We start from the raw sequence: 13,743 nt of genomic DNA on the forward strand, positions 1-13,743 counted from the left end.
CGATGTCGCTCGCCGATCCGGTTCTCGACCGGCTGAAGGGCCTCCACCCCAAGGTCATCGACCTGTCGCTGGACCGCGTGCACCGGCTGCTCGCCGCCCTGGACCATCCGGAGCGGCGCCTGCCGCCGGTGGTCCATGTGGCGGGCACCAACGGCAAGGGCTCCACGCTGGCCTTCCTGCGGGCGATGCTGGAGGCCGCCGGGCTGCGGGTGCATGTCTACACCTCGCCGCACCTCGTGCGCTTCCACGAGCGCATCCGGCTGGCCGGCACATTGATCGACGACGACCGGCTGGCCGCCCTGCTGGAGGAGTGCGAGGCCGCCAACGGCGGCGGACCCATCACCTTCTTCGAGGTGACGACGGTCGCCGCCCTGCTCGCCTTCGCGCGGGAGCCGGCGGACGTGGTTCTGCTGGAAACCGGGCTGGGCGGGCGGCTGGACGCCACCAACGTGGTGGACCGCCCGGCGGTCACCGCGATCACGCGCATCTCCTACGACCACCGCCAGTTCCTCGGCGACACGCTGGAGGCCATTGCGGGCGAGAAGGCCGGCATCTTCAAGCCGGGCGTCCCCGCGGTGATCTTCCCGCAGCCCGCGGAGGAGGCCGCCCGTACCCTGGCCGTTCGGGCCGAGGGGATCGGCGCGCCGGTTCATGACTGGTCGGTCACGCCGACCGACGGCGGTTTCCGCTTCGAAAGCGCCCGCCGCCGCATCGAGCTGCCGCTGCCGGGGCTGGCCGGGGCGCACCAGATCGTCAACGCCGGTGTGGCGCTGGCCTGCCTGGACCATCTTCCGGTCCTGGTGGACGACGCGGCGGTGCGCCGCGGCCTCGCCGCTGTGGACTGGCCCGCCCGCCTGCAGCGGCTGACCCGCGGTCCCCTGGCCGACGCGCTGCCCGCCGGCTGGGGCCTGTGGCTGGACGGCGGCCACAACGACTCGGCGGGCGAGGTGCTGGCCGTCCAGGCCGCGCGCTGGGCGGAGGAGGAGCCGGAGCGGCCCCTGCTGCTGGTCTACGGCATGCTGGCGAGCAAGGAGCCGCGGGAGTTCCTGGGGCCGTTGGCGCCCTTCGTCACCGCCGCCCGCACCGTCGCCATCCCCGGCGAGGAGGCGTCCCTGACGGCGGAAGACACCGCCGCGGCCACCCGCGCCTGCGGCATCGCCGACAGCGCGGCGGCGGCGGATGTGGCGAGTGCGCTGGAAAGTCTGAAGGGGCGGGTTGGTGGACCGGCCCGCGTGCTGATCTGCGGCTCGCTCTATCTGGCGGGCACGGTCCTGGCGGAAAACGGCTGATTCAAGGGGACGGGCAAGCGGGGCCTCAGCGCCCCTGCTTGCCGTCCAACTCCAGCATATTGCGCAGCGCGGCGAGGGTCTTGCCGAGCGTGCTCGAATCGTCCTTGGCGGATTTCTTGGCGGACCCGCTGCCTTCGGACCGCCTGCCATCGCCGGGCTTGGGCTTTTCCGGTTCATTCAGCGGGACCGGCTCCACGAGGTTCAAAGGTTCGTCGGCATCGTCCGGTTCCGATTCCGGCTCCGGCGCGCGGAGCGGCAGCGGCCTGAAGCCGGGCAAGCCGTCCGCGTCGGGGCGGGGGGGCGCCTCGCTTTTCCAGGCCGGGCTTGGCGGTTCGTCCAAATCGCCTTCCGCCTCGACGAGCGCGCGCAGGGCGCGCAACGCCTCTTCCATCTCCTGTTCCTGGGCGGACTTGCGCAGCACGGGGGCGCCATCCTCGTCCGGCTCGTCGTCCCGATCCGCCCTATCCGCGTCCTCGCGGTTCCAGAAGGCGTCGTCGGCGTCGGCTTGCCAGTCCTCCGCGCCGTCCTCCTCCGGACCGTCATCAAGATCAACATCGACATCGTCGGCCGGCTTGCGCGACCGTCCGAACAGCGGAGTCACCACGCCGCCGTCGCGGTCGTCCTTACCCTCGTCCTCGTCCTCGTCCTTGTCCTTGTCCTCGTCGCGGTCGGCGGCGGCCTTCTGGACCATGCTGCGCAGGGCGGCGATGGTGCGGTCCAGCGGTTCGCTGCCGGTGGGGGAGGGGTCGCGCTCCCGGGCGCGCTCCCAAGGGGGCGGGGTCTTGTCCGGGTCGCGGATGGCGAAGCCCAGAATGTCGTCGTTGGACGGCTCCGCCTCATCGGGGGCGTCGTCGGTATCGTCGCGAGGGGCGTCTTCGTCCGGATCGGCGTCCTGTGGGGTACCGATGGCCTCTTTGATCGAGAAAGCGGACAGCGAGGGAGGCGGCGGAGACGCAGCCTCCTCCAAGCGGGGGGCGTCGCCGCGGCCGTCCAGGATGCTGCGCAGCGCTGCGATGGTGCGGTCGAAGGAGCGGGAGGCGTCGTCGTCCGGATCGTCCGCAACCGCCGGGCGGCTCGTCCGGGTGGGTGGAGTCGGCGGTGGGGCGACGGCCTCGACCCGATCCGCTTCGTCGTTCTCGCCGTCATCCTGATCGGCGTCCCGGTCCAGAAGAGTCCAGCGGCGCGGGCTCCAGTCCTCGTCGTCGTCGAGATCCGTCCCGCCGTCGTTCCGCTCCGCGTCGTCCGCCGCGTCGTCGTCATGGCCGGCGAGATCGGCGAGCGACACCGGCTCCCACAGTGGGCGACGGCCCGACTCGGGAGCGGCGCCACCGTCCGCGGCCAGCCGCTCCAGTTCCAGATCCAAATCCAAATCCGGATTTGGCGCGACGGGTTCGACCCGAACGGTCGAGGGTGGGAGGGCAGGCGCCCGCAAGGCCGGGGCCGCGTCCTCCGCGTCCGGCTCGTCCATCGGTTCGCCGCGGCTCCGCACCGCGTCGAGCAGCCCCTGCAGGGCGGCCAGCGGTCCGGCGAAGGACGGCGCTTCCTCCATGGGCATCGCCGTCACGGGCGTGGCGAAGGGCGGGGGGGCCGGACGGCTTTCGGTGTCGCGGGAGTTGCAGCGCGAGCAGCGGTAGTGCGGGGCGATGGACAGGACGGGGTAATTGGGTCCGAACCGCCGGTTCATGTCCGCGCGCGGCAGCACGCCCTCGTGCCCGCAGGCGCGGCAGCGGACGTGCACATCGACCTCGATGTCGCGCAGGTAAAGCATGCGTGCCATGGGCGCAGTATACGCAGCGGCGTGCCCATGCCCAGCGGATTCGCCGGCCGCTCCACGCGCTGCGCTGGTGCCGGCGGTGACCTTTTCGGTCGGCCGTCCCGACGGGGTGCCGGAGACGGGCCGGAGACGGATGGTTGGCAAGTCGTGGCGGAGCCGCTATGTTCAGCGCCGTGGCCCCGTAGCTCATCTGGATAGAGCGACGGTTTCCTAAACCGTAGGCAGCTGGTTCGAGTCCAGCCGGGGTCACCACCTCCTCCTTCCGCGACCGGTTCCGCAGTCTGCTGAAGGGCTTTCTCATGACTGTACCCCTGTTGCAGGACGCCATCCTCGTCACCGGTGCCGGCCGCCGCGTCGGTTTGCATTTGGCCGAGCGGATGATGGCGCTGGGGCACCCCGTCATCGCCCATTATCGGACGCCCACCGACGAGCTGGAGCGGCTGCGCGCCGCCGGGACGGTCTGCCTGCAAGGTGATCTGGCCGATCCGGACGGCGGGCCGCGGCTGGCCGAGGCGGTGCGGGCCGTGGCGGGCAGCCTGCGGGCGGTGATCCACAACGCTTCCGCCTTCGAGGTGACGGCGGCGGACACCGCGGACGCGCTGCGGCAGCTCGACGTCTTCCACGCCGTGCATGTGCGCGCGCCCTTCGCGCTGAACCGCGAGCTGGCGCCGCTGCTGGACGCCTGTTCGGCGCGGCGGGCCGACATCGTCCACATCACCGACATCTACGCCGACAACCCCAACCCGGCCTTCGACGCCTACTGCGCCAGCAAGGCCGGGCTTCAGAACCTCGCGCTGTCCTTCGCCAAGCGGCTGGCCCCCAAGGTGAAGGTCAACGTCGTCCAGCCGGGGCCGATCCTGTTCAAGGAGTGGCACGGCCCCGAGGCGCGGGCGCGGGTGCTGTCAGAGACGCTGCTCGGCGAGGAGGGCGGGGTGGAGGCCATCGGCATGGCGGTGGAGGCCATCCTCCGGAACCACTATCAGACCGGCGCCGTCGTCGCGGTGGATGGTGGCCGGCGCCTCGCCTAACCGGGGCGAGCCGATGCGGCAGCCCGGCATGGCGGCGGCGCACAGGTCGCCCCGCGGCGGTGGAACCGGCTTCCCGGTCAGCAACGCGGCGATCTCCGCGAAGGGAGCGGCCAGATAGGGGTCCGGGCGCAGGGCCGTCAAGCCGTCCGCCGGGACGGAGCGGCCCACCCGCCCGATCAGGTCGATGTCGGCGGGCCGGTCACGCGTCTTGCAGCAGGGGTGCGCGCGGTCGCGGCCCAGCGCCAGCTCGATCCCCACGCACAGCCCCTTGCAGCAGGCGGGGTCCAGCGCGCTCGGCACATAAGCGCAGTAATTGACGAAGGGATGGGCGCTCGCCATGCCGACCGGTGCCGTGCGGTAGAAGCGGCTGAGCAGGACAGAGCCGAACAGATCGGCCAGACGGGCGGCGATCCGCGCCGCGTTCCGGTCCGGCTCCACGTTCGTTCCGATCCCCAGGATATAGCCGTCCGGCGGCAGAAGGGCGGATGGGACCGGAATCAATGCGTCCATAAGCGTTCCGTTGGTCGGGATGTGCATAGGAAAGATGTGAAAAGCCGGACAGAAACGATGATGCCGAGTCGGTGCGAGCTGATCATTTCGCGAGGCAAATATGAACGAATTTCGACGCACCTTTCTGTATGTGAAATTTCGATGGCTGATTTTTACAGAATTTTCGTTGGATCGTCCCTAGAAAGCAATCATGATAAAGGTTGCATGGCCGAATAGCGGACGGTTAGCCGATATGGTGGATAGAGTTGTTTGCCGTCTTGTCGCTCTGACGTTGTTTGTACTTGCCGGCGCGGCGAGCGCCGGGACGCTGCCGGAGCCGACGGAAAAGCCGATCCTGGTCGTGTCGGGCCAGATCGGGGCGACCAATCGCGATGGTATGGCGGTTTTCGACCGTCCCATGCTGGAAGCGCTGGGCATGGTGGCCTTCACCACCGCCACCCCCTGGTACAAGGAGAAGGTGACCTTCGAGGGCGTGCCGCTGGCCCGCCTGATGGAGCGTGTGGAGGCGCGCGGCGAAACACTGACCGCGACGGCGCTCAACGACTACACCGGTGAAATCCCCATGGACGACGTGCGGAACCGCAAGGTGATCCTGGCGATGAAGCGCGACGGGGCCTACATGCCGGTCAGCGACAAGGGGCCCCTGTTCATCGTCTATGATTTCGACCATGATCCGGAAGCCAACCGGCAGAAATATTTCGGACGTTCCGTCTGGCAGGTTGCCCGGCTGACCGTGAAGTGAAGGCACCCCCTGTGAGTTCGCCGATCGAGACCGCGCCGAAAGGGAGCACGCGGCTGTCCCGCCTGCTGGGCTGGGCGTCGGAGGACCGCGCGCGCCGCCTGGGGCTTTGGCTGGCCATCCTGACCGGCGGATTCGGACTGGCCGCCGCCTACCTGTCGCTGCTGGTGGTGAATTACGGCGAGGCGCTGCGCGGCGCCGCGCCGTACAACTTCGCCTGGGCCGCCGGCCAGACGGTGGGCGAGGTGACGCGCCTGGAGCAGCGCATCCTGGCCAGCGCGCTTCCGGGCACCAAGATCGATGCGGAGGAGGTGCAGCTCCGCCTGGACATCGTGCGCAACCGCATCGCCGTGCTGGGGCGGGGGCAGGCCTCCCTCTTTGTGGACCGCTACCCGCAGCATCGCCGCACGGTGGCGCGGCTGGAGGAGGCGCTGGACGCCGTCGCCACGATCCTGGACGGGCCGCTGCCGCCGGCGGAGAAGGCCCTTGCCGCCCTGGCGGTGCTGGAGCCCGTCGACCGTGAGCTGAACGCCTTCGCTTCCGTCGCCTCCCAGTTCGGCGGGGAGCTGGTGGATGAGGGGCACGACCATCTGCTCTACCTGCACGGGCTGTTCTCGATGCTGGCCGCCGGTCTGGCGGTCTGCGGCGTCCTGTTCATCACGGTGCTGCTGATCCAGAACCGGACCATCCGCCGCGCGCACGACCGGATGGAAGCGATGGCCGGCGCCCTGCAAACGGCCATCGCCCAGGCGGAGGAGGCCAGCCAGGCCAAGACCCGCTTCCTGGCCACCATGAGCCACGAGCTGCGCACCCCGCTGAACGCGATCATCGGCTTTTCGGAGCTGATCCGCGACGATGGCGGCGTCCCAGAGGACGATCGAACCGGCGCCGGCAGGAGCGCGCCGGGAGGCACGAAGGAAAACACCCGCCGGGAACACGCCCAGTATGCGGGCTACATCCTGGGCAGCGCCCGGCACATGCTGAGCCTGGTCATCGACATCCTGACGGTCGCCCAGATGGAATCGGGCCATGCCAGCCTGACCTTCGAATCGATGGACCCGCGCAAGGTGGTCGGCACTGCCATCGCCACGGTGCTGGGCACCCAGGCGGGGCGCGGCCGGACGATCCGGACGGCGGCGGGGGCGGTCTGGCCGGTGCTTCAGGCCGACGAGCGGGCGGTGCGGCAGATGCTGCTGAACCTGCTGTCCAACGCGGTGAAGTTCAGCTCCGCCCCTTCGGCGATCGAGGTGCAGGCGTGGCTGGACCCGCAGGGCGGCTTCGTCATCGCCGTGCAGGACCAGGGCATCGGCATGACGCCGGAGCAGATTGAAAAGGCCGCTCAGCCGTTCTATCAGGCGGAGGACGGCGCGACCCGGCGTTTCCAGGGGTCGGGTCTGGGGCTCAGCATCGTGAAGAGCCTGATGGAGGCGCATGGCGGCCGGCTGCTGCTGGAAGGCGCGGCGGGGGCCGGCCTGCGGGCGTCCCTCCATTTCCCGGCGGAACGGGTCGGCGGGCCGATGCCGCGTCCGGAGCCGGCAAGCCAGCTTTGAGATCAGTGTTGAGACCCGCCGGCGTCAACCTCGCCGGACACGGGAAGCCGGACATGGGAAGAAGAAAGAAGGGATCGGGTTTTATGACGGTGCAGGCAAATGTTCTCGCCCTCGTGCAGGAGGCGATGGAGGCGCGCCGGTCGAACGAGGCGCTCGACACGCCGCTGGACGCCATGGGCGAGGCGGCCATGATCGACGCCGCGGCGCGGAAGGTCGAGGAGTTGCTCGACGTGCTGCGGATCGACCACCGCAACGACCACAACACCCGCGACACGCCGCGCCGTGTCGCCAAGATGCTGGTGCGCGAGCTTCTCAAGGGCCGCTTCGCGCCGCCGCCCGAACTGACCGAGTTCCGGAACGCCGAGGAATTCGACCATCTGATCGTCACCGGCCCGATCGCCGTGCGCTCCACCTGCGCGCACCATCTGATGCCGATCTACGGCACGGCCTTCATCGGCATCCTGCCGGCCAAGGGCGGCAACATCCTGGGCCTGTCCAAGTACGACCGGATCGTCGATCACTTCGCCGCCCGCTTCCAGATCCAGGAGGAGCTGGTCAAGCAGATCGGCAACTTCATCGTCGAGGCCACGCGGCCCCGCGGGCTGGCCGTGCGGATCAGCGCCGTGCACATGTGCAAGACCCACCGTGGCGTGCGCGCCGGCCATGACAGCCGCATGGTCAACAGCTCCTTCCACGGCGAGATGCTGGAGTCGCGGGAGCTGCGCGAGGAGTTCCTGAGGGAGTGCGCGACGCTTGAGCGTTCCGCCCGCTGAGCGGACCGTCCGATCCGCCCGGAGGGGCGCGGAGCGCCTGCCCGCCATGACGGGCGCGGAGCGGCGGTCCGGCATCGCGGGGGCGGCGCTGCTGATGGCGGCGTCGCTCGCCCTGGTGCTGACCGCCGGGGCGCTGGCCCGCGAGCTGGGCGCCCGCTACGGAGCGGCGGAGGTGCTGTTCCTGCGCTTCCTGCTGTCTCTGGCGGTGGTCGCCCCGGCGGCCGTCGCGATGGCCGGGCGGCGCGTCCTGTCCGTCACCCGGCCGGGCGGTCACGTGGTGCGGGCGCTGAGCGGGGTCGGGGCGGCGCTGATCTTCTACGCGGCGACCCAGCATCTGCCCTTCGCCGACCTGGTCGCCCTGTCCTACGCGGCCCCGCTGTTCGTGGTGCTGCTGTCCGGCCCGGCCATCGGGGAGCGGGCGGGGGCGGCCTCCGCCGTCTGCGTCGTGCTGGGGATGGCCGGGGTTTTCCTGATCGCCCCGCCGACGCGGCTGGAGCCGTGGAGCCTCGCCATGCTCGCCATGGCCTTCCTGAACGCGGTCTGCATCCTGGCGACCCGGCGGACCGTCCAGGCCGACGGGCCGGCGGCCACCGGGCTGGTCTTCGTGCTGGCGGGGTGCCTTCTGACCGCCCCGGCGGCTCTGCTGACCGGCTTCCGGATGCCCGATGCGGCCGACCTGCCGGCCTTTCTGCTGTTGGGCCTCGCCGCGGGGGCGGCCATCCTGCTGAACGCCGCCGCCTTCCGCCGGGCGCCCGCGGCGGTGCTGGCGCCCATCGACTATCTCGGGATCGCCGCCTCGGCGGCCATCGGCTTCCTGTGGTGGGGCGAAAGCCCGTCGCCGGCGGTGCTGGTGGGCGGGGCGCTGATCGCCGCGGCCGGGCTGGGCACGCTGTGGGTCGGCGCGCGGCGGCCGGGCTGACGCCGCCTGTTCCATCACAACTCGATCAGCGCGTAAGGCCTCCCCGACTCCTTCTCGATGGTCTGGGCGACGTTGTAGACCGGCGTGCCGCGCAGGGTCTTGCCGGCGTAGCTGCCGTGGTGGGCGTGGCCGTGGACGACCGCCTGGACATGGAATCGGTCGATGGTCTCCGCCAGACGGGATGAACCGAGGAAGGGGTAGATCTCGGTCGGCTCGCCGCGCACCGTCTCGGCGATGGGGGCGTAGTGCAGGACGACCATCGTCCGCTCCGTCTCCAGCTGGCGCAGGGCGCTTTCCAGCCGCATCGCCTCGTTCACCGCCTCGTGCACGAACTGCTTGATCGCCGGTTCGCCGAAGGCGTCGAGCATGCGGTTCTCGAACCCGCCGCCGAAGCCCTTCACACCGGCGAAGCCGACGCCGCGGATCTCCACCGGGTTGCCGTCGAGGAAGCGGACGCCCGCCTGCTCCAGGATGCGCTGAAGCTCCTCGACATGGCCGCATTCGTGGTCGTGGTTGCCCAGCACGGCGACCACCGGGATGCCGATGGCGCGCAGGTCCTCGGCCAGCACCTCGGCCTCGCGCGGCTTGCCGTGGTTGGTCAGATCGCCGGCCAGCGCCAGCACGTCCGCCCGGTTGGCGATCTCCTGGAACAGCTCGCGGTAGGGGTGGGTGGAGGTTTCCCCCACATGGATGTCGCCGATGGCGGCGACCTTGATCGTTCCTTCAGCCCGAATGTGTTCAGCCATGCTTCGTTTCCTCGCCGACGACGTCGGCGAACCCCCAGTCCGTGACGTCGATCCGATAATCCTCGCGCGAGAAAAGCCGCCCCCGGCAGATGCGGGTCTGCGGCACCGGCAGCTTCGCGCGCTCGTTCAGCCGGTCCAGAAGCTCCTGCAACAGCCAATCCGGGATGTGGTCGCGCTCCGTCGGGTAGATGAAGCGGAAGTTCAGGACGTGCATCAGCAGCACCTCCCAATACTGCTCCATGTGGCCGAGCAGCCGTTTCCAGTCGATGTGGGCGTGCTGCTTCAGGATCATGTGGGCGACGTCGGGGCCGTCGTACTTGTGACGCATCTGCACGAACGCCTTGGAGAAGACCATTTCCGTCGGCGGGATGAGCTGCACGTCGGCGCCGCAGACCAGCGCGCGGTGATCCTCCTCGAACCAGCGGTCGTTGACCGGGTTGATGGCGGCCGCGGAGTTGAAGATCACGTCGAAGAACAGGTCGTCGTGCAGGACCTTGCCGATCCAGCGCTCGTCCTCGATCTCCGTCCCGAAGCCGCGGTCCTGGAAATGCGCGAGGATGCGCGGGAAGTCGCCGCCCCGGCAGAAGATGTCGATGTCCTTGGTGGGCCGGGTGATGCCGGTGTAGGCGCTGAGCGCGTAGGTGCCGCCCAGCAGGAAAGGAATGCCGGACTCCTTCAGGACCTTCAGGCTCTCCGTGTAGAAGGCTTCGGCCTCGGCCGAAACATTCGCACGGCCTTCGCGGTTGCCGTCCATCGCACCCCCTCTCCTCCGCTGTCGTCTTTCGCGCCTTCAACAGGAGGAGTGGGCGAAACGGCACCGACGAATGGTGCCGGTGGCGGGAAAAAAGCGGGCAAGGGCGGGCGGAACCGCCGCGCCGCTACACCGGTTGAGGGTGGTATTGCTGATGGGGAGGCAACCGATGGCACGACATCCGATCCCACAGGGGCTTTTGCTCGCCGCCGGCCTCGTGCTGTGCGGTGCCGGTCCCGCTCTGGCGCAGGGAAGCTGCGCCGCGCTGGTCGACCGCTTCGCCGCCGAGAACAACCTGTCGGCCAGCCCGCCGCCGGTCGCGACGCCGCCGGGAAGCTCCGGCTCCACCGCGGGGGACGGGGCGTTGCCCGATGGAGGTCTGGGCGGCAGTTCCGGGGCGACGCCGGACCAGCTCGCCCGCTCGGGCGGGGTGGTGGCGCCGCCGGCATCGGGCGATCAGGCGGTGATCGAGCCGCCGCGCACCGGCGCTCCCATGCCGACCGCCCCGGCGGTGCGGCCGGACGCCGCGCCGAACAGCGGTTCCTCGATGGAGGGTGGGTCGATGGGGCAGGCGGCGCGCAACGCCCAGATCGAGTCGCTGGTGACCGCCGCGCGCTCCGCCGCGAAGGACGGCAACGAGCAGCTCTGCATGGAGTCGCTGGACAAGGCGCGCGGGCTGACCCGTGCCGCGCCGGGCGCGACGGGTGGCACGTTGGGCGGGGGCGGCTGATGGCGACGGCGCGGATGATGGCCGAACCGATGGCCGCCGACTTGAGCGTTGCCGGCCCCCTTCCTCCTTCCCCGCCGACTCCCGACATGCCGGTGCCGCCGCCCGGCATGCCGGACATGCCCGGCGACCCGTCGCGCCCGCCGATCAAGGAGCCGCCGGACGCGATCCCCGTCCCGCCGGAGGAACCGCCACCCAATCCCGAGCGGCTGAACCCCGAGCGACTGATCTGAGGCCGCCCGTCCGGGAGAAAAATGGCACCAGGGCCGCGGGAGCGCGAAACGGCGCTCCTGCGGTCTTGTGATTCGCGCGGGGAAAGGCGATGTGTTCTGTCGGGCACCGGAGGCCGGTGCCGAGTCGCCTTTTGGAGTTCAGTGGGTCTCATGCACCGTCAACCCCCGCGCCAGCACGTCTACCGCCAGCCCGTCGTCCTCGGCACCCAGGTTCAGGCCACCGTCAAGTGGTACGATCCCAACCGCGGCTTCGGCTTTGTCAAATTCGAGGACGGGTCGCCCGACGCCCTGATCCCCGCCGCCATCGTCGCCACCGCCGGTCACGAGTCCCTGCCGGACGGCGCCACCGTCGTGGTGGACATCGTCGAGGGGCGCAAGGGCAACCAGGTCTCCGCCCTGCATTCCGTGGACACCTCCACCGCCGCCCCGGCCCGCCCGGCCCGTGCCCAGGGTCCGCGCCCGTCGTTCGGTGAGCGGGGCTTCGGCGACCGCAACGACCGTGGGGGTGACCGCGGATTCGGCAACCGTGGTTTCAACGATCGGGGTGGGGATCGTGGCGGTGATCGCGGCGGCGACCGCGGGTTCGGTGGCCGGGGCGACAGCCGTGGCTTCAATGACCGCGGTGGCGATCGCGGCTTCAGCGACCGGGGCGGCTTCGGCGGCCCGCGCCGTGCGGCGGGCGGCCCGGCCACCCAGACCGAGGGCACCGTGAAGTGGTTCAACGCCACCAAGGGCTTCGGCTTCATCGCCCAGGACGGCGGCGGCCAGGACGTGTTCGTCCACATCAAGGCGTTGGAGCGCTCCGGCCTGCAGGGGCTGAACGACGGCCAGCGCGTCCGCATCTCCGTCCGCCAGGGCGACAAGGGTCCGGAAGCCGTCTCGGTCGAAGAGGCGTAAAGCTTCAGCCCACCGAAGGTGGGCCTCCGAAGGTAAGGTGTCATTCGGCCCAGTTGAACGGCGGCGCAAAGCCGCGCATCGTGGCGGGGCCGGGACGGCGGTGCGACGGCGCGCCGCCCCGGCCCGACACGACCAAGAGAGGACGTCCAGTGGTTCCCGTCACCTGTCCGACCACGCCCTTCGATGGCCAGAAGCCCGGCACCTCCGGGCTGCGCAAGGCCGTGAAGGTCTTTGAGCAGCCGCGCTATCTGGAAAACTTCGTCCAATCCATCTTCGACTGCGTCGACGGCCTGTCCGGCGCCACGCTGGTGATCGGCGGCGACGGGCGGTATCACAACCGCACCGCCGTGCAGACCATCCTGCGCATGGCCGCGGCCAACGGCGTCGCGCGCGCGGTCGTCGGGCGCGGCGGCATTCTGTCCACCCCGGCGGCCTCCTGCGTCATCCGCAAGCGCGGCGCCATCGGTGGCGTGATCCTGTCGGCCAGCCACAACCCCGGCGGCCCGGACGGCGATTTCGGCATCAAGTTCAACGCCGCCAACGGCGGCCCGGCGCCGGAGTCGATGACCGACGCCTTCTTCGCCCGCTCCAAGGCCATCACCGAATACAAGACGCTGGAGACGCCGGACCTCGACCTCGACCGTCTCGGCGAGACGGCGCTCGGCGTCATGGCGGTGGAGGTCATCGACCCGGTGGCCGACTACGCGGAGCTGATGGAATCGCTGTTCGACATGGCGGCGATCCGCAAGCTGTTCGCGTCGGGCTTCCGCATGGTGTTCGACGCCATGCACGCGGTCACCGGCCCCTACGCCACGGAGATCCTGGAGCGCCGCCTGGGCGCCCCCGCCGGCACCGTGATCAACGGCACGCCGCTGGAGGATTTCGGCGGGCATCACCCCGACCCGAACCTCGCCCACGCGGAGGAGTTGGTCGAACGGCTGTTCGGTCCGGACGCGCCGGACTTCGGCGCCGCCTCGGACGGTGACGGCGACCGCAACATGATCCTGGGCCGCAACGTCTTCGTGTCGCCCAGCGACAGCCTGGCCGTGCTGGCCGCCAACGCCACCCACGTGCCGGCCTTCAAGGGCGGGCTGGCGGGTGTCGCCCGCTCGATGCCGACCAGCCGGGCGGTGGACCGGGTGGCGGCCAAGCTGGGCATCGCCTGCTACGAGACGCCGACGGGCTGGAAGTTCTTCGGCACGCTGCTCGACGCAGGGCGCATCAACCTGTGCGGCGAGGAGAGCTTCGGCACCGGCGCCGACCATGTGCGCGAGAAGGACGGGCTGTGGGCCGTCCTGATGTGGCTCAACGTGCTGGCCGCCCGCGGCCTGTCGGTGGCCGAGCTGATGGCCGAGCATTGGGGCACCTACGGGCGCACCTATTACGGCCGGCACGATTACGAGGCCATCCCGCAGGAGGCCGCCGACGCCCTGATCGCCGAATTGCGCGGCACGCTGTCCTCTCTGGCGGGCACGGCCCTCGGCGGGCGCACGGTCGCGGCGGCGGACGAGTTCGCCTACACCGACCCGGTGGACGGCAGCCGGTCGGAGCGGCAGGGCCTGCGCGTCGGGTTCGAGGACGGCTCGCGCATCGTCTACCGCCTGTCCGGCACCGGCACGTCGGGCGCCACGCTGCGCGTCTACTTCGAGCGGTACGAGCCGGTCGGCGGCGAGCATGGGCTGGACGCCCCGGTCGCGCTGAAGCCGCTGGCCGATCTGGCGGCGGAACTGGGCGGCATCGAGCGCCACACCGGGCGCACCAAGCCGGACGTCGCCACGTAACGGCGTGACCTGAAGAAAGGCCCTTC

General features: G+C 70.5%; 13 protein-coding genes, 1 tRNA gene and 1 pseudogene. 11 read left to right on the forward strand and 4 right to left on the reverse strand.

What is annotated here, in order from left to right; all coding sequences use genetic code 11:
- Positions 1 to 2 precede the first annotated feature (2 nt).
- A complete protein-coding gene (locus tag H0B54_RS00775; protein ID WP_188258860.1) occupies positions 3 to 1,289 on the forward strand; it encodes a bifunctional folylpolyglutamate synthase/dihydrofolate synthase in 1,287 nt (428 codons plus the stop codon).
- A 25-nt stretch (positions 1,290 to 1,314) separates the two neighbouring features.
- Here H0B54_RS00775 and H0B54_RS00780 read toward each other — a convergent pair whose 3' ends face one another.
- Positions 1,315 to 3,066: a hypothetical protein gene (locus H0B54_RS00780; RefSeq protein ID WP_188258861.1), complete on the reverse strand. Its 1,752-nt coding sequence runs from the start codon at positions 3,064 to 3,066 to the stop codon at positions 1,315 to 1,317.
- Between the two features lie 172 nt (positions 3,067 to 3,238).
- Here H0B54_RS00780 and H0B54_RS00785 point away from each other — a divergent pair.
- Both H0B54_RS00785 and H0B54_RS00790 read left to right on the forward strand, forming a co-directional pair.
- Positions 3,239 to 3,315, forward strand: a tRNA-Arg gene (locus H0B54_RS00785).
- Positions 3,316 to 3,362: 47 nt separating this feature from the next.
- The gene (locus H0B54_RS00790) at positions 3,363 to 4,091 is read left to right on the forward strand and encodes an SDR family NAD(P)-dependent oxidoreductase (protein WP_188258862.1); all 729 of its coding nucleotides are present in this window, start codon (positions 3,363 to 3,365) and stop codon (positions 4,089 to 4,091) included.
- 147 nt (positions 4,092 to 4,238) lie between these two features.
- Here the strand turns inward: H0B54_RS00790 and H0B54_RS29600 are convergent.
- Positions 4,239 to 4,628, reverse strand: a pseudogene (locus H0B54_RS29600) (2-amino-4-hydroxy-6-hydroxymethyldihydropteridine diphosphokinase); the annotation flags it as partial.
- 244 nt (positions 4,629 to 4,872) lie between these two features.
- Here H0B54_RS29600 and H0B54_RS00795 point away from each other — a divergent pair.
- From H0B54_RS00795 to H0B54_RS00810, 4 genes are all read left to right on the forward strand, one after another.
- Complete coding sequence (locus H0B54_RS00795; protein WP_246472188.1) at positions 4,873 to 5,343, forward strand: putative pterin-binding protein; 471 nt, start codon at positions 4,873 to 4,875, stop codon at positions 5,341 to 5,343.
- An 11-nt stretch (positions 5,344 to 5,354) separates the two neighbouring features.
- Positions 5,355 to 6,890: an ATP-binding protein gene (locus H0B54_RS30375; RefSeq protein ID WP_188258864.1), complete on the forward strand. Its 1,536-nt coding sequence runs from the start codon at positions 5,355 to 5,357 to the stop codon at positions 6,888 to 6,890.
- Positions 6,891 to 6,973: 83 nt separating this feature from the next.
- Positions 6,974 to 7,663, forward strand: a complete 690-nt coding sequence (folE, locus tag H0B54_RS00805; RefSeq protein WP_172428301.1) for a GTP cyclohydrolase I — start codon at positions 6,974 to 6,976, stop codon at positions 7,661 to 7,663.
- Positions 7,644 to 8,582, forward strand: coding sequence for a DMT family transporter (locus H0B54_RS00810; protein WP_211109100.1), 939 nt, complete (start codon positions 7,644 to 7,646; stop codon positions 8,580 to 8,582). The genes folE and H0B54_RS00810 overlap by 20 nt, the downstream gene beginning before the upstream one ends.
- 14 nt (positions 8,583 to 8,596) lie before the next feature.
- Here H0B54_RS00810 and H0B54_RS00815 read toward each other — a convergent pair whose 3' ends face one another.
- Positions 8,597 to 9,328 carry a metallophosphoesterase family protein gene (locus tag H0B54_RS00815; protein ID WP_094301600.1) on the reverse strand — a complete coding sequence of 244 codons (732 nt, stop codon included), beginning with the start codon at positions 9,326 to 9,328 and terminating at the stop codon, positions 8,597 to 8,599.
- Entirely contained in the window at positions 9,321 to 10,082 is a 762-nt protein-coding gene (locus H0B54_RS00820; protein ID WP_188258866.1) for a nucleotidyltransferase family protein, read from the reverse strand. Before H0B54_RS00820 ends, H0B54_RS00815 begins: the two co-directional genes overlap by 8 nt.
- Positions 10,083 to 10,248: 166 nt before the next feature.
- Between H0B54_RS00820 and H0B54_RS00825 the strand changes: the two genes are divergently transcribed.
- From H0B54_RS00825 to H0B54_RS00840, 4 genes are all read left to right on the forward strand, one after another.
- Entirely contained in the window at positions 10,249 to 10,809 is a 561-nt protein-coding gene (locus H0B54_RS00825; RefSeq protein WP_188258867.1) for a hypothetical protein, read from the forward strand.
- Entirely contained in the window at positions 10,809 to 11,039 is a 231-nt protein-coding gene (locus H0B54_RS00830; RefSeq protein WP_188258868.1) for a hypothetical protein, read from the forward strand. Before H0B54_RS00825 ends, H0B54_RS00830 begins: the two co-directional genes overlap by 1 nt.
- Positions 11,040 to 11,189: 150 nt before the next feature.
- Positions 11,190 to 11,936 (forward strand): cold-shock protein, encoded by a 747-nt coding sequence (locus H0B54_RS00835; RefSeq protein WP_188258869.1) that lies wholly within the window; start codon positions 11,190 to 11,192, stop codon positions 11,934 to 11,936.
- A 149-nt stretch (positions 11,937 to 12,085) separates the two neighbouring features.
- On the forward strand, positions 12,086 to 13,717 hold the full coding sequence (locus H0B54_RS00840) for an alpha-D-glucose phosphate-specific phosphoglucomutase (RefSeq protein WP_188258870.1): 1,632 nt from the start codon (positions 12,086 to 12,088) through the stop codon (positions 13,715 to 13,717).
- Positions 13,718 to 13,743 lie beyond the last annotated feature (26 nt).

This window comes from Azospirillum tabaci (assembly GCF_014596085.1).
Lineage (GTDB): Bacteria > Pseudomonadota > Alphaproteobacteria > Azospirillales > Azospirillaceae > Azospirillum > Azospirillum tabaci.